The sequence below is a fragment of the Flavobacterium lacustre genome (genome assembly GCF_027474525.2).
Lineage (GTDB): Bacteria > Bacteroidota > Bacteroidia > Flavobacteriales > Flavobacteriaceae > Flavobacterium > Flavobacterium lacustre.
The window spans coordinates 3,342,501-3,366,590 of sequence record NZ_CP114882.2; the positions used below are offsets into that span (position 1 = coordinate 3,342,501).

At 35.2% G+C, this 24,090-nt stretch carries 21 protein-coding genes; 10 read left to right on the top strand and 11 right to left on the bottom strand.

Annotated features, from left to right (window positions below):
• Positions 1 to 31: 31 nt before the first annotated feature.
• The 5 genes from O6P34_RS14450 to O6P34_RS14470 all read left to right on the top strand — a co-directional run bounded on the left by O6P34_RS14450 (position 32) and on the right by O6P34_RS14470 (position 5,695).
• Entirely contained in the window at positions 32 to 478 is a 447-nt protein-coding gene (locus O6P34_RS14450) for an endo-arabinase (protein WP_269685223.1), read from the top strand.
• Positions 479 to 961: 483 nt separating this feature from the next.
• Entirely contained in the window at positions 962 to 2,371 is a 1,410-nt protein-coding gene (locus O6P34_RS14455; RefSeq protein ID WP_269685224.1) for a leucine-rich repeat domain-containing protein, read from the top strand.
• Positions 2,358 to 3,023, top strand: a complete 666-nt coding sequence (locus O6P34_RS14460) for a CPBP family intramembrane glutamic endopeptidase (RefSeq protein ID WP_269685225.1) — start codon at positions 2,358 to 2,360, stop codon at positions 3,021 to 3,023. The genes O6P34_RS14455 and O6P34_RS14460 overlap by 14 nt, the downstream gene beginning before the upstream one ends.
• A 53-nt stretch (positions 3,024 to 3,076) precedes the next feature.
• Positions 3,077 to 3,766: a DUF6629 family protein gene (locus tag O6P34_RS14465; protein ID WP_269685226.1), complete on the top strand. Its 690-nt coding sequence runs from the start codon at positions 3,077 to 3,079 to the stop codon at positions 3,764 to 3,766.
• Positions 3,767 to 3,898: 132 nt separating this feature from the next.
• The gene (locus tag O6P34_RS14470) at positions 3,899 to 5,695 is read left to right on the top strand and encodes a PAS domain S-box protein (RefSeq protein WP_269685227.1); all 1,797 of its coding nucleotides are present in this window, start codon (positions 3,899 to 3,901) and stop codon (positions 5,693 to 5,695) included.
• A gap of 18 nt (positions 5,696 to 5,713) precedes the next feature.
• Here O6P34_RS14470 and O6P34_RS14475 read toward each other — a convergent pair whose 3' ends face one another.
• Positions 5,714 to 6,313, bottom strand: coding sequence for a GNAT family N-acetyltransferase (locus tag O6P34_RS14475; RefSeq protein ID WP_269685228.1), 600 nt, complete (start codon positions 6,311 to 6,313; stop codon positions 5,714 to 5,716).
• 284 nt (positions 6,314 to 6,597) lie between these two features.
• Between O6P34_RS14475 and O6P34_RS14480 the strand changes: the two genes are divergently transcribed.
• A complete protein-coding gene (locus tag O6P34_RS14480; RefSeq protein WP_269685229.1) occupies positions 6,598 to 9,438 on the top strand; it encodes a M16 family metallopeptidase in 2,841 nt (946 codons plus the stop codon).
• Between the two features lie 197 nt (positions 9,439 to 9,635).
• Here O6P34_RS14480 and O6P34_RS14485 read toward each other — a convergent pair whose 3' ends face one another.
• From O6P34_RS14485 to O6P34_RS14525, 9 genes are all read right to left on the bottom strand, one after another.
• Positions 9,636 to 9,992 carry a hypothetical protein gene (locus tag O6P34_RS14485; protein WP_269685230.1) on the bottom strand — a complete coding sequence of 119 codons (357 nt, stop codon included), beginning with the start codon at positions 9,990 to 9,992 and terminating at the stop codon, positions 9,636 to 9,638.
• 105 nt (positions 9,993 to 10,097) lie between these two features.
• The gene (locus O6P34_RS14490; protein WP_269685231.1) at positions 10,098 to 11,276 is read right to left on the bottom strand and encodes an AIR synthase related protein; all 1,179 of its coding nucleotides are present in this window, start codon (positions 11,274 to 11,276) and stop codon (positions 10,098 to 10,100) included.
• A gap of 187 nt (positions 11,277 to 11,463) precedes the next feature.
• Positions 11,464 to 12,945, bottom strand: a complete 1,482-nt coding sequence (locus O6P34_RS14495; protein WP_269685232.1) for a carboxypeptidase regulatory-like domain-containing protein — start codon at positions 12,943 to 12,945, stop codon at positions 11,464 to 11,466.
• A 64-nt stretch (positions 12,946 to 13,009) separates the two neighbouring features.
• Positions 13,010 to 14,380, bottom strand: coding sequence for a CsgG/HfaB family protein (locus O6P34_RS14500; RefSeq protein WP_269685233.1), 1,371 nt, complete (start codon positions 14,378 to 14,380; stop codon positions 13,010 to 13,012).
• A 118-nt stretch (positions 14,381 to 14,498) separates the two neighbouring features.
• Positions 14,499 to 14,906, bottom strand: a complete 408-nt coding sequence (locus tag O6P34_RS14505; protein WP_269685234.1) for a curli production assembly/transport component CsgF — start codon at positions 14,904 to 14,906, stop codon at positions 14,499 to 14,501.
• A 118-nt stretch (positions 14,907 to 15,024) separates the two neighbouring features.
• On the bottom strand, positions 15,025 to 15,759 hold the full coding sequence (locus O6P34_RS14510) for a CsgE family curli-type amyloid fiber assembly protein (protein ID WP_269685235.1): 735 nt from the start codon (positions 15,757 to 15,759) through the stop codon (positions 15,025 to 15,027).
• A gap of 3 nt (positions 15,760 to 15,762) precedes the next feature.
• On the bottom strand, positions 15,763 to 16,281 hold the full coding sequence (locus O6P34_RS14515) for a hypothetical protein (protein WP_269685236.1): 519 nt from the start codon (positions 16,279 to 16,281) through the stop codon (positions 15,763 to 15,765).
• Between the two features lie 230 nt (positions 16,282 to 16,511).
• The gene (locus O6P34_RS14520; RefSeq protein WP_269685237.1) at positions 16,512 to 17,183 is read right to left on the bottom strand and encodes a hypothetical protein; all 672 of its coding nucleotides are present in this window, start codon (positions 17,181 to 17,183) and stop codon (positions 16,512 to 16,514) included.
• 360 nt (positions 17,184 to 17,543) lie between these two features.
• Entirely contained in the window at positions 17,544 to 19,733 is a 2,190-nt protein-coding gene (locus O6P34_RS14525; RefSeq protein ID WP_269685238.1) for a glutamine synthetase III family protein, read from the bottom strand.
• A 268-nt stretch (positions 19,734 to 20,001) separates the two neighbouring features.
• Between O6P34_RS14525 and O6P34_RS14530 the strand changes: the two genes are divergently transcribed.
• Complete coding sequence (locus tag O6P34_RS14530) at positions 20,002 to 21,015, top strand: glutamine synthetase beta-grasp domain-containing protein (RefSeq protein ID WP_269685239.1); 1,014 nt, start codon at positions 20,002 to 20,004, stop codon at positions 21,013 to 21,015.
• Positions 21,016 to 21,163: 148 nt separating this feature from the next.
• Positions 21,164 to 22,114, top strand: a complete 951-nt coding sequence (locus O6P34_RS14535; RefSeq protein ID WP_269685240.1) for a TerC family protein — start codon at positions 21,164 to 21,166, stop codon at positions 22,112 to 22,114.
• Between the two features lie 76 nt (positions 22,115 to 22,190).
• Here O6P34_RS14535 and O6P34_RS14540 read toward each other — a convergent pair whose 3' ends face one another.
• Positions 22,191 to 22,688 (bottom strand): hypothetical protein, encoded by a 498-nt coding sequence (locus O6P34_RS14540; RefSeq protein ID WP_269685241.1) that lies wholly within the window; start codon positions 22,686 to 22,688, stop codon positions 22,191 to 22,193.
• A 103-nt stretch (positions 22,689 to 22,791) separates the two neighbouring features.
• On the opposite strand from O6P34_RS14540, the gene O6P34_RS14545 reads away from it, so the two are divergent.
• Positions 22,792 to 23,361 carry a DUF1543 domain-containing protein gene (locus O6P34_RS14545; RefSeq protein WP_269685242.1) on the top strand — a complete coding sequence of 190 codons (570 nt, stop codon included), beginning with the start codon at positions 22,792 to 22,794 and terminating at the stop codon, positions 23,359 to 23,361.
• Positions 23,362 to 23,660: 299 nt separating this feature from the next.
• Positions 23,661 to 24,059 carry a FimB/Mfa2 family fimbrial subunit gene (locus tag O6P34_RS14550; RefSeq protein ID WP_269685243.1) on the top strand — a complete coding sequence of 133 codons (399 nt, stop codon included), beginning with the start codon at positions 23,661 to 23,663 and terminating at the stop codon, positions 24,057 to 24,059.
• Positions 24,060 to 24,090 lie beyond the last annotated feature (31 nt).

The window sequence follows — 24,090 nt, forward strand, 5'->3', positions numbered from 1 at the left end:
ACTACTTTTAAATTTATTAAACCCTATTACTATGAAACAAAAACTAACCTTATGCCTGCTTATTGCCATCAGTCTTGCAGGCTACAGCCAAAAAACCGATGAAGCAGAATCCATCAAAAAACTATTAGAAAAAGAATCCGCTACCTGGAGAGCACAAGACAGCAAAGGCCACACTGAGTGTTGGCACATTCAACCGTACAGTCGCATATTAGTCTCTACTCTCGAAGGGAAAACTTATGATGTTCCTCCAGCCGCAATGATTGACAGCAAACCGGAAGCTATGGGAAATGGTGGTTTTGCAGTACAAACAAACTACAAAATGAGCATCAAAGGCGACACCGCCTGGGTAAGTCATGATGAAGAATCAACCTCAAAAGAGGGTAAGAAAACACTTTCTTATGAAATTCGAATGTTAGAAAAAATAAATAACCAATGGAAATTAGTCGGACAATCCATTCACATTTATAAATCGGAATAAACAACCAAACCATTCTGTACTAAGTACAACACTTACACTCCTTCGTTCCAAAATACCGGAATAAAGGAGTATTTTTTTTTATTCATAAGAGGTTAATTCTACACCTTAAATAAGATACCGTAACATCTCATTTGGATACTATTGTTTCAACAAATACACAATATATTGATTTTCAATTGTTTTAATCAAAATTAATTTTTAATTTAGCTACAGAATAATGGATTTCAAAAAATCCAACCTCCCCAAATGTATCGTATACCAACCTATTTGACAGTCTCAAAAAACACTGTCAGCTGATGCTTTAATTCTTTTGTTTTAAAGAATGGCGGGATCCCTACTATCCCTATTTAGTTTTTACATTAATACAACAGTATCAAACGGCAACCAGACAAAATCTGATGCCGCATTGAAGTCATCGTTCCTCATCCATTTGATATAAGAACGAAAAGACGCCGCTAAGCTATAACTTTAAAATACTAGAATATGGTGAACCTATCCAAAAATCGTGTGCGTAACAAAGTGAAGCAATTAAACCGATGGGCTGTAGCATCCTTGTTGCTGTTAACCATTCTGCTGGTTTGGATAAGCTATCAATTCAAAAACGAAAATCGCTTTGCCGTTCTCACTTTCTATGGAAAAGGATTTGCAACAAACCAATCCAAAGAGTACGCTTTAACCCAATTTTCTACTGCTGCAAAAAACAAAGTATCGCTTTTGGCAGAGCAAGGAGATGTGTTGGGCTTCAATAATGTATTGCTGTCCTTTGATGAAGCTGAAAACGATTCTATTCAAATAGAAGATGCCGGCGACTCTCTCACTTTTGTAAACGGAAAAGTAAACACCATAACCCTGTCCGACCAATCCGATTTACTGCCTTGGTTTCGCCAAATGAAAAAAAACGAACTCACCGATTTGAAAAGAATCTTTTTCAAGTCTGTCATTCCGGATGTTTATATTCCGTTTCTAAAAGAAATTGCGCGTTTATACCCTCAAACGGCTCTGGGTTTTGAAGAAAATGATGCGGCACAAGTCATACCGTCTTACCTAAAAAAAGCCAATTTCTTTCAACCCAAAGTCATCAGCGCCTATTTGTACCAAAGCCAATTACCATTGTTAAACCATTGGAAATCGGCCGAAAGTCTTTATCTCGCCATATCCGATTCGGTTATCAAAACTACTTTACCAGTATTACCCATGCTCAAACAATGCATCATCACCGGGAACAACAGTACAACATTAAGCGCTTCGTTTTTCAAAACCAATCAGCAATTAAAAAAGGTAAGTATTTCCGGCTGCCTCACTGATTATGCGTTTTTAGAACCGCTCAAAAGTCTGGAACAACTCACCATCAACAATCAGGACTGCAAAATGGATTTGGCACTACTCAAAGAAAAATTGCCCAAACTCAACCTGCTTCTTGTATCCGGGACTTGTTCTAAAATCGACTTGCTCACAACCGGCAAAAAACTAAGGTGGCTTGGCCTTCCGGCAAATACTTCCCAACAAGAATTCGACTCTATATGTGCTGCTTTGCCCGCCTTACAAGTACTCGAACTCCGCGGAAGCGACAGTATCTCTAATCTAAAACCGTTACAGCATATCAACCAGTTGAAAGGGCTTATAATAAGAGACAAAATCACCGACATAAAATCACTCTATTCCTTAAAAGATTTGAGATACCTCTCTGTCCCTGATGAAAACAAAACAGACAAAGCAACCATTCAAGCATTAGAAAAGGCATTACCGGGCTGTATTATTGTCCCCAATTCCGGTGCTTGTTTGGGTTCCGGTTGGTTGCTTTTGATTGTACCTGCAACTTTTTTATTCAGTGTTATTTTTGACAGAAAACTTATAAAACTCCTTAAAAAAAACCATTACCATGAAGAATTATGAACACCTTAGAACCGTGCCGAAGCGATACCAAAAAGCCGTATTCGAAGCTGTATTTTGCAGTGTAGGATTGGTTGTTTTTGGGTATTTGGTCAGTTATCCCTTCCCTACAAAATTTCTTTCTTTGGCTCCACTTTTAATGAGTGCCTATATTATCAGTCGCCGTATCCATTCCCCTATGGCCACTTTAGCTGTATTTTTTCGGGACCTTTTTTCTCGAAAGAAACTCATTTATGCCTTCATCGGATTAGAAACAGGAATGGCTGCCGCAATGTATTATCGGGGCAGTATAGGCTTGCCGGTTTTGCCCGCAACATTAGAAAGTTTTGCTTTGGTCGGAATGACTATCGGTGTTGTAGAGGAATCTGTTTTCCGTGGTTTCATACAAGGCCGATTAATGAAATTAGATCCCGGTTTGGCTGTGATTTTTACGGCATTAGCCCATGCATTGTACAAAGCATCCTTATTTCTTGCTCCTGCAGCACAACATTTAGAAAACATGACCTCGTTTTTTCTGTGGTCCTTTAGTGGATATATCGTTCTGGGTATTTTGAGATATTATTCAAAAAGCATGGCGGCAGTTATTATCGCCCATGCCACATTTGACCTCATTCTCTATGCCGAAAATTTACAGGCTCCTTTTTGGGTGTGGTAAATCGTAATGCATTTTATCAGTTCTACTATTTTAACCTTAAACACGCAAAGCGTATGTGTTTTTCAGCCAATGCCAGTTTTGGAGCAGGAATTATTCTATCGGTAATAGGAATTGCCTCCATCAAAAAAACAGAAAAAAAAGCCCAAATTTATTTTGCCTGTATTCCTTTGCTTTTTTGTGTCCAGCAGGTTTCAGAAGGATTTTTGTGGCTCTCTCTCACCCATCCCAGTTTTAGTATACTCCAAAAACCAAGTACTTATTTTTACCTTTTTTTCGCTCAGGTGGTTTGGCCAATCTTAATCCCATTTGCCCTTTTGAAACTGGAAGAAGAGAAAAAGCGTAAAATAATGTTGCGCATACTGGTGGGAATTGGGCTGTTAGTCTCTTTATATCTCTCATATTGCCTGTTGTTTTATACTTCCGAAGCCAAAATAACAGGTTACCACATCCGCTATCAACAAGATTACCCAATCGTTTTTGGCGGCTACGGAGACTTCCTGTACAGTCTTGCAACAATTGCTCCAGCTGTAGTTTCGAGTATTAAACGAATGTGGCTGTTAAGCATTACCATCTTAGTATCGTATCTCATCACTTTGCTTTTTTACGTGGATTATATTATTTCGGTCTGGTGCTTTTTTGCTGCCATAATCAGCATTATGGTTTTGTATCTTTTAAACCATATCAATAAAAAAGTCTTTCCTGACCACGATGAACTACACGTATATTCGTTGTATAAAAAATAGAATAAAGAACTAATTATAAGCAAATTAGACTTAAAAAAAGCAATAAAACAACGAATAAATTGAATATAATTCGCTAATTTAGATACCCCTATAATACGTATCTTTTATATATTGATTTAATACCACAACGCCATGAAGATTACTTTCGAAAAAAAAATATTCCTTGGATTCATCATCAATTTATTGGTTGTAATTGCGCTGGCATGGGTTTTTATTTCCAGAATTAATAAAAAAAGAGATGAGAGTTTTGACAATACACTCAATTTTACGGCCATTTCATTATTCATTCTTTCGGCTATTTTACTGATCATTGTCTATTTTATCTTTCGGTCTCAATTGCGGGCTAAAAAAATCTCTCAAGATTTATTATTTGAAAACCGACAGCTGCTTCAGTCTATCATTGACAACACTACAAATCCTATATTCATAAAAAAAATAAATGGCGAATACCTATTGATTAATAAACAATACGAATCGTTATTTCAAATTTCGAATGAAAAAATAATAGGCAAAACCGACCACGATTTCCTTCCTGCAGCAATAGCCGATCAATACCGAAGCTCTGACCTAGAAGTCGTCAAAGCATTAAAAGAACTTAAAACAGAACAATCCATTCAGCAAGCCGATGGTGTACATACGTATATTGCCGTAAAATTTCCATTGTATGATTTAACCGGAAGAATCTACGCCATAGGAGGAATTTCGACAGACATCAGCGAAAGAAAAAAACTGGAAGAAGAATTAAAAGAAGTAGATAAATTGTTTAATATGTCTATCGACATCATGGCCATTGCATCAAAAGACAAGTTTATAAAAATAAATCCGGCTATGAGTCGCATATTAGGCTATTCGGAACAAGAATTACTGAGCCATCCTTTTTTAACCTATGTTCATCCGGATGATTGGGTAAGTACCAAAAACGAAATCAATAAACTGGAAATGGGTGCTTATGTCATCAAATTTGAAAACCGCTGGATTTGTAAAGACAGCTCTGTTAAATGGTTAGTATGGTCCGCCTCTCCTGATCTTTCCACCGGATTATTGTATGCTGTTGCGATTGATGTCACCGCACAAAAAGGGAATGAAGCCTCATTGAAAATAGCCGATACCTTTTTTAACATGTCCTTTGATATTCTAACTGTTGCCAAAAACGATCATTTTATAAAAATAAATCCGGCATTTACCAAAACACTTGGTTATACCCAACAAGAAATCAATGCTATAAAATTCATGGAATTAACCCATCCGGATGACCGACGCATCGCCGATGAAGTTCTGGCTAAACTTTTAAAAGGTGATCCGATTGTCAGTTTTGAAGATCGAGTTCTTTGTAAAGACGGAACCTATAAATGGCTGGACTGGCATAGTACTATTGATATGCAGCAAGGTATTTTATATTCGGTGGCACGTGATATTACGGAAAAAGTTCATTTAGAAAATGAACAACAAAAAGTCATTAACGAGTTGTATGAAAACGAAGAAAAACTAAGGTTAATTGTCGAAAATATTGGTGAAGGCGTTATGGTTGCCAATGCCGATAAAAAAATCGTCATGGCTAATGATATGGCCAATGAACTTTTTGGAACTCATGAAGATGATAAAATATCCCCTAATTTAATCAACCATTTCGAACTCTATTTCCCGGATGAGAAAACAACTTTTCCTTCTCAAAATTTACCAATGGAACGCGCTTTAAACGGTGAAGTGACGGATGATATCGATGTTATTCTTTGGGACCCGAACACAAAGGAAAAAAGACGGGTACTCATCAGCGGAAGACCATTAATAGATCAGGATAACAATGTAGTGGCAGCTGTGGTGACCATTAAAGACATCAGTAAATACAAACAACTGGAAGAAGAATTAAAAGAAACCGAATCAAAATACAGACAATTAATTGGCTTCAAGAAAGGCGGCGACAACATTTAAAAAAACAGTGAATGTCTTTTATTGTATTTTGATTTTCAAATTTTCTTTTACCCTTTCGAACCATTCCTTTTTAAGAATACTCAGAATAATACTGTCGCGGCGCAGTTCGCTATCGCAAGTCGGCATGTGACTTCTCATAACCCCTTCAACAGTGCAACCGATGCTTTTCATGGCGGCAATACTTCGCTGATTGGCGTTATCTGCACGAAATTCCACGCGCTCCATACCAAGGGTTTCAAAAGCAAATTGTAACAATAAAAATTTGCAATGTTTGTTGAGTCCCGTTCCCCTAAACGCTTTTCCGTACCAAGTATATCCTAATTGAAGTGTTTTGAATTCAAAATTAATATCATAAAAACGGGTGCTTCCTGCATATTTTCCTGACTTTTTATCCAAAACTATAAAGGGAAAATCGGTTTTATTTGCCTTGGCCTTCAGGGCTAATTGAATGTAATTTTCGAGATTTTCTTTTCCGTTGGCACGTACAAGTGAATATTCCCAAGTTTCGGGTTCGTTGATAGAAATTTCCAATAAATTCTCCACATCTGATTCCAATAATGGGCGCAATAAAACAGTTTCGTCTTCTAAGATGGTATTTTGGGATAAAGCTATACTCATGTTTATATTCATTTATGCATTAAAAAAAATCTAGATTATTAATTTTAATAATACGGTCCTAATCAAAAAATTAATGGATTTGAATCCCTTAATTTAAACATTAAAATCTAGTTTTCTATCGATGAACTACATCAAATCAAGTCGTAAATTTACTATAAATATTGAAATTTAACTTCTTACGATTTAGCCTTTTATTATTTTCTTTTTCTTAATTTCGTTTTCGGTAGCAAAAAATTAGTTGAACTAAATAGATAACTACAAAATCCAATTTTAAAAATTAAACTATGAAATCAATCCAGTTTCTAATTCTTCCATTCGTTTTTTTTGCTGCGTTCAGTTCCTATTCCCAAAATGAAAGTAAAACGGATAAATCAAAAGAATTTAAAGTAGCATTCGAGCAGTTCACATTAGAAAACGGACTTCATGTAATCCTGCATATTGATCGATCTGATCCAGTAGTTGCTGTTGCTTTGACCAGTCATGTGGGATCTGCGAGAGAAAAAGTGGGTCGTACCGGATTTGCGCATTTATTTGAACATTTGCTTTTCTTGGAATCGGAAAACCTGGGTAAAGGAGGACTTGATAAAATGAGTGCTCGTATTGGCGGGTCCGGTGCCAATGGTTCTACCAGCAGGGATCGCACTAATTATTTTCAGACTGTTCCAAAAGATGCATTAGAAAAAATGATTTGGGCCGAAGCCGATAAATTGGGATATTTCATTAACACCGTAACCGAACCGGTTTTAGCTAAAGAAAAACAGGTCGTTAAAAATGAGAAAAGACAGAGTTATGATAATAGACCTTATGGACACAATTTTTCTGTCATCTCCAAAAATTTATACCCGGCAACACATCCGTACAGTTGGGAAGTTATTGGTTCCTTGGAAGATTTACAAAATGCCACACTCGAAGATGTAAAAAGTTTCTACAACCGCTGGTATGTACCTAATAATGTTACACTGACAATTGCCGGAGATTTCGATGTCAAACAAACCAAAACTTGGGTCGAAAAATATTTTGGAGAAATAAAACGAGGGGAAGCCATTCCTAAAATGGAAAAACAGTCTGTAACATTGACCGAAACTAAAAAACTGTATTACGAGGATAATTTTGCCAAGTTGCCGCAACTCACATTAACATGGCCCTCCGTTTATGAATATCATCCTGACAGTTATGCTTTGGAAGTTTTAGCCAGTTATCTTTCAAAAGGTAAAAAAGCGCCATTGTACAAAACCCTCGTAGAAGACAAAAAATTAACGGATGACGCCGATGTTTTACAATACAATTCAGAAATTGCGGGTCAATACATGCTAAGTGTTACTGCTTTTGAAAAAACAAATTTGAATGATGTAATGAATGGCGTAAACGAAGCTTTTAAAAACTTTGAAGCTGAAGGGATTTCTCAACAGGATTTAAATCGAATTAAAGCGGGACAAGAAACTGCTTTTTACACGAATTTATCCAGTGTTTTAGGAAAAGGATTTCAACTGGCGCAATATGAAATTTTTGCAGGAACTCCAGATTATATCAATCAAGATGTAAAAAATATTCTAGCCGTAACTACCGAAGATGTGATGCGTGTGTATCAAAAATACGTTAAAGGAAAGCATTTTGTTGCCACAAGTTTTGTTCCAAAAGGAGAGGCTGATTTAATCTTAGAAGGTTCTTCATTAGCCGCAGTTGTTGAGGAAAAAATCATCGAAGGAAAAGAAGATTCATTTGATGCCAGTATTGCAGCAACCTATGAAAAAACACCTTCAAAATTTGATCGAACAGTAGAACCCGCTTATGGAGAAAGCCCTGATGTAATATTACCATCGGTTTGGAAAAGCAAGTTATCCTCCGGTTTAAACGTTTCAGGTATCGAAAACCACGAAGTTCCTCTTGTTCAATTTCAATTGCAACTAAAAGGCGGAATGCTACTTGAAAATACCGATAAAATAGGCGTTTCGACTATGATGGCGGAACTGATGACAAAAGGCACAAAAAATAAAACTCCTGAGCAACTGGAAAATGCTATCGAGAGTCTGGGAGCAACTATTAGCGCTTATGCAACTGACGAATCTATTTTTATTTCAGGGAATACACTAGCTAAGAATTACAATGCAACTATGGCATTAGTTCAGGAAATAGTTTTACAGCCACGTTGGGATACCAAAGAATTTGATTTGATTAAACAAAGTACTTTAAGCCAAATCACACAACAGAAAGCAGATCCAAATAGTATTGCCAGAAATGAATTCAAAAAATTAATTTATGGAAAAGAATCGATTTTAGCTAACAATCGTATCGGTACCGAAAACACTGTAAACAGTATTACTATTGATGATTTGAAAAATTATTATACTAAAAACGCGGCTCCATCTGTTGCTGATTTTAAAATTGTTGGTGCTATTTCAAAAACGGATGTGACCAATTCATTAGCACCTTTAAATAAAAACTGGGAAGCTAAAAAAGTTATCATTCCTAAAATAGCCCCAACAAATACAGCTGCCTCATCAAAAATTTATTTCTATGATGTTCCGGGTGCCAAACAATCTGTAATCCGAATTGGTTATCTTGCTCTTGCCGCTACTGACGCAGATTTTTATCCCGCTCAAATCATGAATTACCGTTTAGGCGGAGGTGGTTTTGCCTCCCAATTAACGCAAGAATTACGTGAAGGGAAAGGATATACGTATGGTATCAATTCCTCCTTTAATGGTTCTGTAAACAAAGGTCCGTTTACAATTTCCAGTGGCGTACGTTCTAATGTAACCTTTGAATCCGTTAGTCTGATTAAAGACATTGTTGCACACTATGGAAAAAATTTCAATGAAAACGATCTCGAAGTGACTAAAGGATACTTGATAAAAAGTAATGCCAGAGCATTTGAAACGCTTTCTGCAAAACTGGAAATGCTTTATGATATCAGCAACTATAACTACGCTGCTGATTATGCAAAACAACAGGAAACCATTGTTAAGAAAATTACTCTTGACGAACTAAAAAAGCTTTCAGAGCAATATTTGAATGCTGATAAAATGATTTATTTAGTGGTAGGCGATGCCGAAACGCAATTGAAAAAGCTGGAGCAAATTGGTTTTGGTGAACCCATTCTTTTGAATAAAACGGCTATAAAATAACTGTTTGAATTAATCTACCGATTCTGGGTATAAATAACTGATTGTATTAGCCCAGATCGAAGTGAAAATCCCGAACTGCAAAAAAGATAATTTTTCTTGTCCTGAAAGAGCGACCAACGGAAGCTCCTTTCAGGATTTAGAAAAATATTTTTTTAAGGGAGGATTGTAACGGAGTGCTGGATTAGCTCCAAAAAAATCTATTCGTTCATTTCGTCGTAACGCACCGGAATTTGCGGATCATACAACGGACATTTGAATTCTTCCAAAGTATCGGCCAGAAGGTTCATGGTTTTACCTTCGGTTCCGTAGCAATCGATTTGTATGCTCTGAGGCGTTGTTTTGACTTGAAAAGCGCCTTTCCCGTTGGTATTTTTCCAACTGCTTTCATCTACTTTTTCCCAGCTTGAAAACACTGAATTGATACGATTCAAGATTACGGAAACCGGAAGCGTTTCTAAGCCTTCGACTTCTTGTTGTTCGACCAAGGCTTCGTAAACCAAATGGTGGTTGAGGTAGATTCCGTCCTGATATTGCCAAAAAAGTAGTTCGTACATTGGAAAAAAGTTTAAAGGTTTAATCGTTTAAAAAGTTTAGGCAAAAAACAAAAGTTTAATTGTTTAAATCAATCAACGATTAATCAATTCAACGGTTAAACAATCTTAATATTCAAAAGTACCGTACTCACTGGTAATAGTCAGTTTCTTGGCATCGGCAGCTGCTACTCTACCCACGATTTGTGCATTGACATTAAACGATTTTGAAATCGCGATGATGTCTTGAGCCACAGCTTCGGGAACGTAAATTTCCATACGGTGACCGCAGTTGAATACTTGGTACATTTCTTTCCAATCGGTTTTAGATTGTTCCTGAATTAGCTTGAACAATGGTGGAACCGGGAATAAATTGTCTTTTATGATGTGCAGGTTTTGTACAAAATGTAAAATTTTAGTTTGTGCTCCACCGCTGCAATGCACCATTCCGTGAATTTCATTGGAAGTATATTTATCTAAAATTTTCTTGATAATCGGCGCATAGGTTCTTGTTGGAGAAAGCACTAATTGCCCTGCATCGATTGGTGAATTTTCGACAGCATCCGTCAATTTTACCTGACCGGAATAAATCAAATCTTCAGGAACTGCAGCATCGTAACTTTCCGGATATTTGGTAGCCAAATATTTTCCGAAAACATCGTGACGCGCCGATGTTAATCCGTTGCTTCCCATTCCGCCATTATAGCTTTTTTCATAAGTAGCCTGACCGAAAGATTCCAATCCCACGATTACGTCACCCGCTTTAATATTGGCATTGTCAATTACTTTTGAACGTTTCATTCTCGCAGTAACTGTTGAATCAACGATAATTGTTCGAACAATATCACCTACATCGGCAGTTTCTCCACCTGTTGAATGAATGGTTACTCCAAAAGAATCCAACTCTTTTATCAATTCTTCGGTTCCGTTGATGATGGCTGAAATTACTTCGGCAGGAATCAGATTTTTATTTCTTCCAATGGTTGAAGAAAGCAAAATATTATCGGTAGCACCAACGCACAATAAATCATCAATATTCATGATTAAAGCGTCTTGAGCGATGCCTTTCCAAACGGAAATATCACCTGTTTCTTTCCAATACATATACGCCAAAGACGATTTTGTACCCGCACCATCTGCATGCATAATGAGACAATAGTCTTCATCCTGGGTTAAATAATCGGGAACAATTTTGCAAAATGCTTGAGGAAATAATCCTTTGTCGATGTTTTTTATAGCGTTGTGTACATCTTCTTTGGATGCCGAAACACCGCGCTGTGCATATCTTTTTGAAGTATCTGAACTCATGTAAAGTAGTTGTGTAATCTGCTATAGGGCAGATGGATTTTGTGGCAAAGATAATTATTTTTTTGGGTTTTTCGTAAGCCGATTTGACAAGTATGTCTCGAAAAAATAATAATGGAGTGAGCGTATATTCATAAAAAAATGCCTGTTGGTATTGACAGGCATTTTTTTTATTCTGGTATTTTGGTCTTTATTTCCATTCGGGCATCGAACCGCCGGAAAATAATGTTACGCGGGAATCGGTTTGGGTTAAACTTGCGGTTTGTATATTTTTTATAGAAATCCCATCATTAGAGGTATTCACAAAAATAACATCTGCTTCATTTGGTGAAAATTTCACATCTAAATCATTGTAACCCGTTGGTTTTTCGATATCCAATTCGGTAGATGTATTTGTGGTATGATTGTAGACAAAAATACGGGAATCCATTCTTCGGTAATTAGAACTTTCATATCCTGAAACATCTCTTGTGTAAACAATTTTTTCATTATCAACCGAAATATTCAAACCACTGACGGCGCCATTGAATCCGGAAAGCACTTCGTAGAGAACAGTTCCCGAAGTATTTATCACGTAAATCTCCACGTTATATCCGGATATATCATTCACCTTGAGAACAATTTTACTTCCGTCCTGACTCCAATCGCATTCTGAAATAAATTTGCCGTTTGGCGTTTTGAACAATTGTATTAATCCACCACCATTAGAGTTGATACGATACAATTTATCAAAATTCGGATAGATCAGCTGACTGCCATTCGTGCTCCAACAGTAATTGACATGCTCCATATTGAATCCGGCGACAGGAATTGAATTGGTCACTTTAAAAACACCGGAACCGTCGGGATTCATTGTATAAATTTGGTTTTGAGAACCATCGGAACTAATATAAGCAATTTTTTTAATTTGCAGATTTTTTCTCGGACGGTAACTGTTTACTTCAGAAGACGTTAATTGCAACTCATTTCCTAATTCATCTGCAGTGTAGATAACATTGTTGCTGTTCACTTTTTTGATATACAAAAATCTAGGATTAGGAAAAGCCAGAGTTGTAAAGGTTTTTGTGACGCTGTTTGTTGGCGGATTAATTCCATCTGAGGCGGAGACCTGCCAATAATACTTGGTACTGTAGCTCAAACCTGACAGTTCTAAAGTGGCTGTTTTAAGATCGGGATAAGTCGTTACCACATCGGTAGTTCCGTTTTTCACAGTAACCACATAGGTTAAAACATCCGATTCCTGATCGGTTGCTGTCCAAGTTAAATTCAATTTTAAAGCTTGGCTTTTGGCATTATCCCCAGGTGCGGTTAATACGGGAATTGCCGGCGGTTTATTATTGGCTGTAGAAATTTCTAATTCAAAAACAATTTGGGTAGTACTGTTTTTGTTCACACTTGCCGCTTCAAATTTAGCAGTATATCCTTCTTTTTGTGCCTGAAAAGAATACTTTCCGACTACAATTTTATCAAAAATAAAATCCCCATTATCGTCTGTAAAATAAGTATTAGTTGCAGGACTTGATGAAATCCTTGCATTTTTAATGGGTTCGAATGTTTGAGAATCGACCACGCGTCCTTTTACGCTTCCTGCACCGGTGTCATCTATTACTTCCTCACTGCAAGAAACAAATAGTATAAAACACACCAAAATTTTTAGTCCAATTTTTTTCATTTGTAGGTATTATTAAATGATTACGCCTATTCTTTTCACTTGTTTATCCTTGACAACGGAATATTTATTTTACTTTATTTTTAATTTTTCGATGAAAATAATACGTCATCCCCAGTCCAAAACGCCAATAATAATCGTCTCTGCTTCCACTGACCACATAATCAACATTATCCGAAAAATTGAGGTTATGTTCCCCGTACACTTTAAATCCAAGGTTATTGGTGACCAGATATTCTAAACCTGCACCATATTGAATTTTAGCATGTGTATTTTTATATTTGGAATTAAAACTTACGCCGCCACCAGCATAGACATAGGGAGTTATTACATCGTACGGCAGAATCAAAAATTCTAAATTTAAATCCAATGATGCATATCCAACATCCAATTTATTTTTATTGCCCAGCCAAAACGCATTTGTCGAAGCACTCAAATCAAAACTCGGAGTAAAAAAATACTTTAAAGCACCCCGCATCATTGGTTTTGCTACCGGATTGGGGTAATCGCCGGCCATATATGTTGTACCTCCAACTAATTCTATTCCTACTTTCGCTCTCTTTTCTTGTCTGTTTCTTCCATAAAGTTGTGCGATATCGGCATCTTCTTTTTCTTTCACATAGGAATTTAAAAAGGTTTTAACCTCATCGGTTGTGGCTTCGACCTCCCAAAGATTTTCTCTGATTCCGTCCACAATTAAACCTTCTACCGCTTTTTCTATGGCTTCAGTAACCGCCAGTTGAATCGGTTCGTTTCGGGTAAACCCTGTCTCAACTTCCAACAGCCTTTTGATATTTACATATTTAAATAAATTAGCATCGACACTTTGAGACAAGATTGTTTTGGACACGTAAACCGTATTTAGAATTTTACCATTTGAGGTAGAAACTAATCGCAGGTAAATAGAAATTCTATCTTGGCGGTATCGCGTTGAAGCTCCTGCTCCAAAATATCGGGCTCCAAATCCGCCTGTAATGATATTAGAATCATACGAAATAATTCCTCCTTCTAATAATACACCGGCAAATAAAAGTGGGGTTAACTGAGAATCGTTTGGATTTGCCGTAGTTGCATATTCCTGCCGAGTTGATCGGATGATATTTCTTTCGTTCAAAAGATTTCCGAGATTTTCCCGTTCAATTGGCACAAACCATTTAGAATCTTCTAAGGCTTTGAGCAAAATAGAAGTAGCGCCTTGAGTGACAGCCGTGCTAAATGTACTTCCTTGATCCGTAGCCTTATACTGCCCGGTTTGGTCTTTGAATTTGTAAACGCCAACAACAATTTGTTCCTTAGGTTTTGGCATTTTAATTAACGAGGATGTTGCAGGAGTACTCTCTCCATAAATGGCTTTTTGAACGCCTACCGGCTGATTAAAATAAGCTCCGCAACTGGACAATAAAAAAAGAAATAATAGGGCAATAGTAGATTTTTTCATATTTGGATTCGCTTTTATTAACATTTTTGAAAACAAAATATCTTATACTGATTAGCAGTAAAAAAACCTGCGCTCAGTTTTAAAGAAATAAATACAAAAGGCATTATCTCTTTTGAAATTAATTGTTAGGAATGATAACTTGGGTTTGCTCGCCAGTTTCAGTATCTAAAATATCGACGACCAATCCCAGATTTGACGGATAAATGTCTACCGACAAACTGCCAAAAACATACGATCCCTCGGTAATTCCTTTATCACCAAATTGTTTTTGGAACAAAGAATTTGACACTTGATTCAACAATTGATTATTGAGATTGTCTTTGAAACGTTCCAGCTCCGTTTGTTGTTCCAGTCCAACACTGGTGTCCTCTTTAAATTTATTTTGTGCTTCGGCTGAACTAAGCAACCATTGATAATTAAAAGTATCTCCTCCAAATGCCGGATTTATTGGTTTGTAAACCAAATCTTGAGCATTAGAAACCAACGAATTTACCAACAGACACGCTAATAGGATTACTATTTTCATTTGATTGCGATTTAAATATGTTAAAAAAAATGCTTTGAAAACTAATGGACTACAATCTGTTTCTTATACAAGTCACTATAAAAACAAGATTCAATTCCTTGAAAATTAAACGCAAAATTTAATATTGCATAATTGATTTATTTTGCTTCTCTATATTTTTAAAATACTTGAAAACCTTGGAAGAAGCCGTTTGAGACATATATTTAAGGAAATCTTCTTCGGGTCTTGCTATAAATTCTTCGATGATTTCCCCATCAATATTGACGGTGATTTTTGTGGTTCTTCCAAAAGTTAATTCTTCTTGGACGTAAATAATTTTATTCGAATTAATTTTGAGTTTAGAAAACTCGGAATAAAAGAAATCGTAGAAATCGTTTCCTAATTTCGTTTTGGTCTCATTAGAAACAATTCCAATCATTTCTAATCCGTCATTGGGTTTCAAAACGCTTACTTTTGGCTCTTCCTCCTGACCAAATACAACGCGGTCTTTACCAATAATCACATTGTTTTCATCATAAATCAATAATAACACAATAATTTGATCGTCTTTCCCTCTATTGATTTGTGTTTTAGAAAGAATCACCTTATTTATAGGCTCTAATGTCATGCGACCATCTTGCATATTACTGGATTTATTATCATTTGATTTATTCTTTTTAAAAACAGACAGTTTAAATGAAATGTTTTTATATACTGCTTTCAGATTTTCGGCTGTTCCGGTAACGGACAATATATTTTCTACTTCCTCGACTTCAATTTTGGCTTTAACTTCTTTATAAACCGTTTGAGACGAAATAGTTTGCATATTGGCGAAAAGCAAAACAAAAGCCAGTTTTAATATCAATGATTTCATAAACTAGTGATTAAAAATATAAATAGTGCCTGAATTTCCGGTTTGTGTAATTTTCAAATCTTTGGATATCGAATTTGATCCATTATTATAGAGCGATAAATTATTTCCGTCCTGAATAATGGACATATTGGTTTCATTTACAGCATTGATTGAAAAATCACTAATAAAATTATTGGTTCCCGATTGCAAGACAAATTGATTGATTTCGTCGGTATTTTTATAGAGGTTCAAAAAATTATTATATCCGTTCTGATTCACCATTACAGTGGTATTTTGACTTTGTAATATGATATCCGAATAATTATAAGCACCTATCTGGGTAACCTGAATCAGGTTATTATTTTGAAGAAAATTAGTCATAGATTGCATTTGCAGAATTTCATTATTTGGATTAGAAATTATACCTGCATTCATTAAACCAAAAGAATCAGGAACAGAAATGGATTTTTCCTCCTGAGCAATACTATCGATTGCTATTAAACATCCGATACTACATAAAACACAATTTATTTTTGATTTCATGAGTTGTTAATTTTCTTGTCGTAAACATAAAAAAAGCACAAATTCCCATTCTAATTATAAAAAGCGGCAACGGTAAAAATTCAAAAATAAAAAGTGATGTTACTACTAATTTTTGTAATTAATAGAAAATCTTCTTTAAGAAAAAATTAGGGTTGAAAAAATAAAGACTTGTTTATTTTATAAAAAAGGTGGAATTGATTTTACAATTCCACCTTTTTATTTAAGTATTATTAGTTAGATTGCAATACAAAACTTGCATTAGCAGAACCCCATTGGTTCACTAAACTAATATGATCGTTACCGGTTTGGATTGTCCAGGCCATGTTGCTATCACCAAATTGGTTAATAAATGAAGTATTGCCTGCTCCTAACTGATCAGTTATTGCGACATTATCTTCACCCAATTGATACACATTGGCACCGTTAAAAAATCCAACTTGTAATACATTTGAATCATTACCTTCACCAACTTGCAATACATTTGAGTGGTTACCGGTAAGGAATTGTAAAGTTGTGGAAGAGTTTTGTTTTCCTAATTGAGTTGTCATAGCCCAGTTAAGAGATCCTGCTTGTCCTATAACAGCATCATTTCTTCTTCCGTCTTGGTTAATAAATGCAGCATTAGCAACACCTAGTTGTCCAACATAAGCATCATTACGACGACCATCTTGATTGACGTTTGCAAGGTTGAAAGATCCTCCTTGGTTTGTGTCAGATTCGTTGTGTCTTCCGTCTTGATCAACAATAGCCATGTTTGCAAAACCTAACTGTAAGGCATCTGAATCATTTTGAATACCTGCTTGCGTGATCAACGCAGTATTGGCGATTCCGAATTGATTTACTGCACTCATGTTACCTTGTGCAAAGCTTAAAGAAGCTACTAGCATCGCGGAGATGCTCAAAATTACTCTTTTCATAATAAATATATTTAATTGGTTATTAATACAAATTATTATGTAGGTTTTTCACAAGTGATTGGGCAATCACTTGTGTAATATTTAATACGAAATGCATTCTTAATTGATTGCTTTTTTAAATATCATACCCAAAGATAGAAAAGAATATCAATACAAATAAAATATAAAATACTGTTTTTTAGTATTTTAACTTACTTTCCGACTAAATGTAAAACTAAGCCGACCAAGTGATAAAATAAATAAATCGAGATTAAGAAAACAACTGTTAATTATTTACTAACAACTTTATCAACAAAAAAAGAGGCCTTTTACAAAGCCTCTTTAAAAAAAACATGAAAAATACTATTATTTAGTAAACAGTAATTCTCTGTATTTCGTTAAAGTCCAATATTCATTATCCACTAATAATTCTAATTTATCACAGTGATTTCTGATAACTTCAAAATATGGTTTTACTTTATTGCAATATGCTTCTGCCATTTCTTGAGCATCTGTCAAATGATTTGCTGATTTTCTTTCTTCAGTCATCGCCTCAACTTTAGAATTGATTCCTTCAATATGATTTGAAATTTCTTTAATTAAGATAATTTGCTCTTTGGCAAGGATTTTAAATTCGTCTCCAAAAATATCTTTTAACCCTTTTACATTTTCAATCAAGGTATTTTGATAACGAATAGCTGTAGGGATTACGTGATTTTTTGAAATATCACCCAAAACTCTACCTTCGATTTGGATTTTCTTCGTGTACTCTTCCAATTCAATTTCGTAACGTGCTTCGACTTCTATATGATTCATGATTCCCAATTCAGAGAATAAATCTAAAGCTTGTTTCGAAGCTCTGGCTTTCAATGCTTCAGGAGTAGTTTTGAAGTTGCTCAATCCTCTTTTTGCCGCTTCTATTTCCCAAGCTTCACTATACCCGTCTCCTTCAAAAAGGATTTTTTTAGATTGTTTGATATATTCTCTCAATACATTAAAGATAGCATCATCTTTCTTCATGTCTTTAGATTCAATCAAAGCATCCACTTCAATTTTGAACGCTCTCAATTGTTTTGCTACAATCGCATTCAAAGTTGTCATTGCGTTAGAACAGTTCGCAGAAGAACCAACCGCTCTAAACTCAAATTTATTTCCAGTAAAAGCAAATGGAGATGTTCTATTTCTGTCTGTATTATCTAAAAGAACATCCGGAATTTTACCAACTACATTTAATTTTAAATCTGTTTTTTCTTCAGGAGATAATTTTCCGGTTGTAACTCCTTCTAATTCTGCCAAAACTTTTGTCAATTGCTCTCCAATGAAAACTGAAATAATTGCCGGCGGCGCTTCATTTGCCCCTAATCTGTGATCATTACTAGCTGTTGCAATAGAGGCTCTCAACAACGATTCGTTATCATTTACCGCTTTAATGGTATTGATAAAAAACGTTAAAAATTGCAAATTGCTCATTGGTGTTTTACTTGGACTCAACAAGTTTACTCCAGTATCTGTTGCTAATGACCAGTTGTTGTGTTTTCCTGAGCCATTAACTCCTTTGAACGGTTTTTCATGAAACAACACTTTAAAATCATGACGCTCCGCTACTTTTTGCATTACATCCATCAACAAGCAGTTGTGATCTACCGCTAAGTTCGTTTCCTCAAAAATAGGAGCCAACTCAAACTGGTTTGGCGCTACTTCGTTGTGACGAGTTTTAACCGGTATTCCTAACAACATACATTCTTGCTCTAAATCTCTCATGTACGTTAAAGCACGAGTCGGAATAGAACCAAAATAATGATCATCTAACTGTTGTCCTTTTGCGGAAGTATGCCCCAACAAAGTTCTACCAGTCATGATAAGATCCGGACGAGAATTAGCCAAAGCACTGTCAACCAAGAAATATTCTTGTTCCCAGCCTAATGTTGCTGTCACCTTTTTAACATTCTTATCAAAATATTTACAAACTTCAGTTGCTGCATCATCCATAACCGACAATGCTCTTAATAATGGAATTTTATTATCTAAAGCTTCTCCGGTGTACGAAATAAAAACAGTAGGAATACACAAAGTAGTTCCGTAAATAAATGCCGGAGATGTTGGATCCCAAGCTGTATAACCTCTGGCTTCAAATGTATTTCTAATTCCACCGTTTGGAAAACTCGAAGCGTCCGGTTCTTGTTGTACCAATTGTGCTCCGCCAAATTTTTCTACAGGATCACTTCCGTCATACGATGTTTCAAAGAACGCATCATGTTTTTCGGCGGTTGTACCAGTAAGAGGTTGAAACCAATGCGTATAATGTGTAACTCCTTTAGCAAGAGCCCACTCTTTCATTCCCATTGCGATATAATCCGCTAATTTTCTGTCTATTTTAGTTCCATGCTGAACTGCACCTTGTACTCCTTTCAAAGCATCTGAAGTCAAATATTGCCTCATTGCTTTTTCATTGAACACATTTGAACCAAAAAGAATTGATTTTCGATCTGATTCTTCAAATTTAACGGGCTTTCTAGTTGAAGCTTCTCTCAAGGCTTGAAAACGTAATGTTGACATTTTAGACAAATTTAAATTGTTATTAATCGATTTTTTACAAAAAACAAATATAAACAATAAAAAATAAAAAAAATCAGCGTTAACAATTATCAAATTAATTTTTAAACGAGGTAAAAATTATTATTTTAAAACTATACCCCCTGTTAAAATACACTTATGTGAAAAATAATAGTTACCCATACAAAAAATACCCCCTGATTTTCCCTCCTAAAAAATTTGATTTATATTTGCAATCAAATAAGAATCACGAAAATAAATTTATAATATTATGGCTAAAATAAAGTTAGAGTACATTTGGTTAGATGGATATGAACCAACTCAAAATCTTAGAAGTAAAACTAAAGTTGAAGAACATGAAGACTTTAAAGGAACATTAGAAGAAATCGGAAACTGGTCTTTTGATGGTTCATCAACAAGACAAGCTGAAGGTGGATCTTCTGATTGTTTATTAGTACCAGTTGCAATTTACCCTGATCCTACTCGTATCAACGGATACTTAGTAATGACAGAAGTTATGAATGCTGATGGTACTGCACACCCTTCTAACGGAAGAGCTACAATTGATGATGATGGTGATTTCTGGTTCGGTTTTGAGCAAGAATACTTTATCATGGACAACCACACTTTATTGCCTTTAGGATTTCCAATAGGTGGTTACCCTGCTCCACAAGGGATGTACTACTGTTCAGTAGGTGGAAAAAACACTCACGGAAGAGACATCGTAGAAGAGCATGCTGATTTATGTATTGCTGCAGGTATCAACTTTGAAGGAATTAATCAAGAGGTTGCTTGTGGTCAATGGGAATTCCAATTGTTCGCAAAAGGAGCTAAAAAAGCTGGAGACGAAATATGGGTTGCGAGATACTTATTAGATCGTTTATCTGAAAAATATAACTGTTTTATTGAATACCACCCAAAACCATTAGGTGATACCGATTGGAACGGATCAGGAATGCATGCTAACTTCTCTAACGAAGTATTAAGAACATGTGGTTCTCAAGAAGTTTACGAAAAAATATGTGAGGCATTCAGACCTGTAACTGCAGAACACATTGCTGTTTACGGAGCATACAATGACCAACGTTTGACAGGTAAACATGAAACTGCTTCTATCCATGATTTCTCTTACGGAGTTTCAGATAGAGGAGCTTCTATCAGAATCCCATTAATTACCGTTCAAAAAGGATGGAAAGGATGGTTGGAAGACAGAAGACCAGCTTCTAACGGTGATCCATACAAAATTGCAGCAAGAATTGTTAAAACTGTAAAATCAGCTTTGTAATTCTTAGCCCGCTATAACTAAAAAGTGCCTTTATCACAAAGGCACTTTTTTTATGCTCTATTTTTTTAATACTAACTTTATCTCCATAAGTTTCTAATTTAAATATTCAAAAAAGTATATTTGCAGTACTCAAAAAATCACACTTATTATGATTGTATGGATTTCTTTTTTAACAGCAGTTTTAATTTTTCTTGCACTTGATTTAGGTGTTTTCAATAAAACGCCTCATATCATCAGCACGAAAGAAGCCGGAAAATGGACCGCTATCTGGGTCGCTCTTTCCTTTTTATTTTCATTTGTTATTCACTGGCTTTACAGCACAAACTACATTGCAAATCCTGACGGACTAAAACCAACCACAGCTTCTATTAAATTCATCACCGGTTATTTGATAGAATTATCATTAAGTGTTGACAATATTTTTGTTATTGCAATTATTTTTTCTGCTTTCAGAATCCCTCAAAAATACCAACATCGCGTTTTGTTTTGGGGTATTTTGGGTGCCATTGTTTTTAGAGGTTTAATGATCTTTTTTGGAGTTATGCTAATCCATAAATTCACTTGGACCACTTATCTTTTTGGAGCATTCTTGATTTATACCGCAATAAAGATGCTAATGAACGGCGAGGATGAAAAATTTGAACCTAAAAAATCATTCGTTTATAAAAGTCTGAAGAAAATTATGCCGATTTCCAATCACATGGACAAAGAGCATTTTTTTGTAAAAAGAAGACATATTAGAGCTGCAACCCCGCTTTTTGTAGCATTGGTTGTGATAGAAGTTATGGATGTTATTTTTGCTATTGATAGTGTTCCTGCTATTTTAGCGATAACTTCAGATCCTTTTCTTGTGTTCAGTTCCAATATTTTTGCGATACTAGGATTGCGTTCCATGTATTTCTTTTTGGCAAATATGCTGGCTAAATTCAGCTATTTAGAATATAGCCTTATTGCTATTTTAAGTTTTGTAGGTCTAAAAATGCTATTGCATGATTTCATCGAAATTCCAGAATGGGGTTCATTGGCTTTTATTGCCGTTTCTCTTTTGGCCGGAATCATAGTATCATTAAAAATAAACAAAGACGAAGTTCCTGAGTAAAACAAATCAGTATACTTTTAACCATAAAAAAAGGAAATCTTACGATTTCCTTTTTTTATATCCTGTTTTGAATTATTTATTTCAAAACCTTAACATTACTGTCATCTATTTTATAGGTTTTTATAACCGTTTTGTAATCCATACCAGCACCGGCAGCCGTACTTTTGGCAGAAAAATCACCTGGTACAATCACAATTCTAAATGTTTTTCCAAGTCTAAAATCCGACGGTAAAAGTGCGCTGTCAAAATCAGAGTCAATAAAAACAGTGAATTGATCATAAGAGAAATTATAGTTGTATTGTGCTGATCCCAGATTAAAATAATAAACCTGAGGCAACAATGCCCATGTATCAATTCCATTAACTGTATCAACCAACTCATAGACTAAAATATTGTCGCTGGAAAAAATCAACGGATCTAAAGCATAGGTAACTGAAAAACCATTTGCTTGAGTAAAACTCGGATTAACTTCAAATACCTCACTAATGGTATCGCTATCAAAATTATCGTCCGGTGTGCAACTTTGTAAGCTAAACATTCCGACAACCGCTAAAAGTGTAATTATTCTTTTCATAACATATAGTTTTTAAGTTCATTATACCATTATCCAAAATTCAAGCCAAAATTTATTTTTTATATAATTTAAACTAAAAAATAATTCGATTAACTTTGTAAATATGAAAGAGAAACTCAAATTATACATGGTAATGCTGGGCTGCACGCCCAAAGGTCGTTTTACGGAACAACATGATATTTTTTTCGGAATTGGTTATTCTCTAAAAGAATTAATCCCGAAAATGAATCTTTTTTGGCCTGAAGCCAAAGGGAAAATACATATTGATGCGTGGCGGGAAGTTACTGCAGTTGATGATTTTGCTATTGAAATTGTTTCTAAGACTGACTTTTCTGCTTCTAATACCGAAAAACTATTCTTCATCAATCTGGGTGGATACAAAGAAAACGAATTTGAAGAATACCATTATAAAACGCTAACTGTTGCCGAAAACATGGCATTGGCTTCGAAAAAAGCGAAGTCCAGCACTTTTTACAAACATTTTGGCTTCAAAGGAGCCACATCACATATTGACGACAAATACGGAATTGATGTAGATGATATTTATAATGTAACCGATATCTTAGCTCCAGATTACAAATCACAATTCGCTATTAAAATCACCAAATCAGAAACACCTTTAGAAGCAGACGCTATGCAAATTGGTTATTTGAAATTGGATAAAATTCTATAGTCGAAATATTTTCCTATTTATTACATTAAACTACAAAAAGACCTCTCACCCGAAAGGTCTTTTTTGTTTTTAAGCCCAATCATTAGTATGTAACTGAAACACCATTATTTCTCTTTTCCCAAATGGAACCACATCAACACATTTACCCACAATCTATACTAAATTAACTTTCGCAACCCTATATCGATATCGCAATGACAAAATAGTGTCTAAATCAGAAAATACTGCTCTATTACTACGTTAATTGTTAAAGTACATTTACCGCAGTGATTTTAACTATTAATTTAAAAACCAGAATTATGAAAAACATTTTAAAATTGAGTTTATTGTTGGTAGTAGCAATGACTAGTGTAAGTACGTATGCAATTGATGGTGATTTTTTACTAAATGTAAAAAAAGGAAATGGCAATGAAATTAGCTTTTCTCTAAATGGACTTCAAAAAGTCACAGTCTTTATTTATGACGATGAGAATAATCTAATTTATACCGAGAAAGCAGCCGGTGAAAAAGGAATTTTAAAAACCTATAATTTAGATGAATTTCCTATTGGCACCTACTATTTGGTTGTAGAAAACAATCTGAAAAAAGTGAAACATGAAATTGTTATTTCTGAACAAAAAACAATTTTGACTACAAAAGCAGTTTCGGAAATCTACAAACCGACCTTGAAAAAACAAAATGTAGCCGATGTTAATTAATTCACCTCAGAACAGGAAAATTGAATTTAAT

Bases quoted from the DNA above. Each gene is read 5' to 3' on its own strand.
- O6P34_RS14530 (WP_269685239.1), top strand. From the start codon at position 20,002: ATGGCTAAAATAAAGTTAGAGTACATTTGGTTAGATGGATATGAACCA.
- O6P34_RS14455 (WP_269685224.1), top strand. From the start codon at position 962: ATGGTGAACCTATCCAAAAATCGTGTGCGTAACAAAGTGAAGCAATTA.
- O6P34_RS14490 (WP_269685231.1), bottom strand. From the start codon at position 11,276: ATGAGTTCAGATACTTCAAAAAGATATGCACAGCGCGGTGTTTCGGCA.
- O6P34_RS14480 (WP_269685229.1), top strand. From the start codon at position 6,598: ATGAAATCAATCCAGTTTCTAATTCTTCCATTCGTTTTTTTTGCTGCG.
- O6P34_RS14450 (WP_269685223.1), top strand. From the start codon at position 32: ATGAAACAAAAACTAACCTTATGCCTGCTTATTGCCATCAGTCTTGCA.
- O6P34_RS14500 (WP_269685233.1), bottom strand. From the start codon at position 14,380: ATGAAAAAATCTACTATTGCCCTATTATTTCTTTTTTTATTGTCCAGT.
- O6P34_RS14495 (WP_269685232.1), bottom strand. From the start codon at position 12,945: ATGAAAAAAATTGGACTAAAAATTTTGGTGTGTTTTATACTATTTGTT.
- O6P34_RS14535 (WP_269685240.1), top strand. From the start codon at position 21,164: ATGATTGTATGGATTTCTTTTTTAACAGCAGTTTTAATTTTTCTTGCA.
- O6P34_RS14485 (WP_269685230.1), bottom strand. From the start codon at position 9,992: ATGTACGAACTACTTTTTTGGCAATATCAGGACGGAATCTACCTCAAC.
- O6P34_RS14540 (WP_269685241.1), bottom strand. From the start codon at position 22,688: ATGAAAAGAATAATTACACTTTTAGCGGTTGTCGGAATGTTTAGCTTA.
- O6P34_RS14550 (WP_269685243.1), top strand. From the start codon at position 23,661: ATGAAAAACATTTTAAAATTGAGTTTATTGTTGGTAGTAGCAATGACT.
- O6P34_RS14475 (WP_269685228.1), bottom strand. From the start codon at position 6,313: ATGAGTATAGCTTTATCCCAAAATACCATCTTAGAAGACGAAACTGTT.
- O6P34_RS14460 (WP_269685225.1), top strand. From the start codon at position 2,358: ATGAAGAATTATGAACACCTTAGAACCGTGCCGAAGCGATACCAAAAA.
- O6P34_RS14470 (WP_269685227.1), top strand. From the start codon at position 3,899: ATGAAGATTACTTTCGAAAAAAAAATATTCCTTGGATTCATCATCAAT.
- O6P34_RS14515 (WP_269685236.1), bottom strand. From the start codon at position 16,281: ATGAAATCAAAAATAAATTGTGTTTTATGTAGTATCGGATGTTTAATA.
- O6P34_RS14545 (WP_269685242.1), top strand. From the start codon at position 22,792: ATGAAAGAGAAACTCAAATTATACATGGTAATGCTGGGCTGCACGCCC.
- O6P34_RS14525 (WP_269685238.1), bottom strand. From the start codon at position 19,733: ATGTCAACATTACGTTTTCAAGCCTTGAGAGAAGCTTCAACTAGAAAG.
- O6P34_RS14505 (WP_269685234.1), bottom strand. From the start codon at position 14,906: ATGAAAATAGTAATCCTATTAGCGTGTCTGTTGGTAAATTCGTTGGTT.
- O6P34_RS14465 (WP_269685226.1), top strand. From the start codon at position 3,077: ATGTGTTTTTCAGCCAATGCCAGTTTTGGAGCAGGAATTATTCTATCG.
- O6P34_RS14510 (WP_269685235.1), bottom strand. From the start codon at position 15,759: ATGAAATCATTGATATTAAAACTGGCTTTTGTTTTGCTTTTCGCCAAT.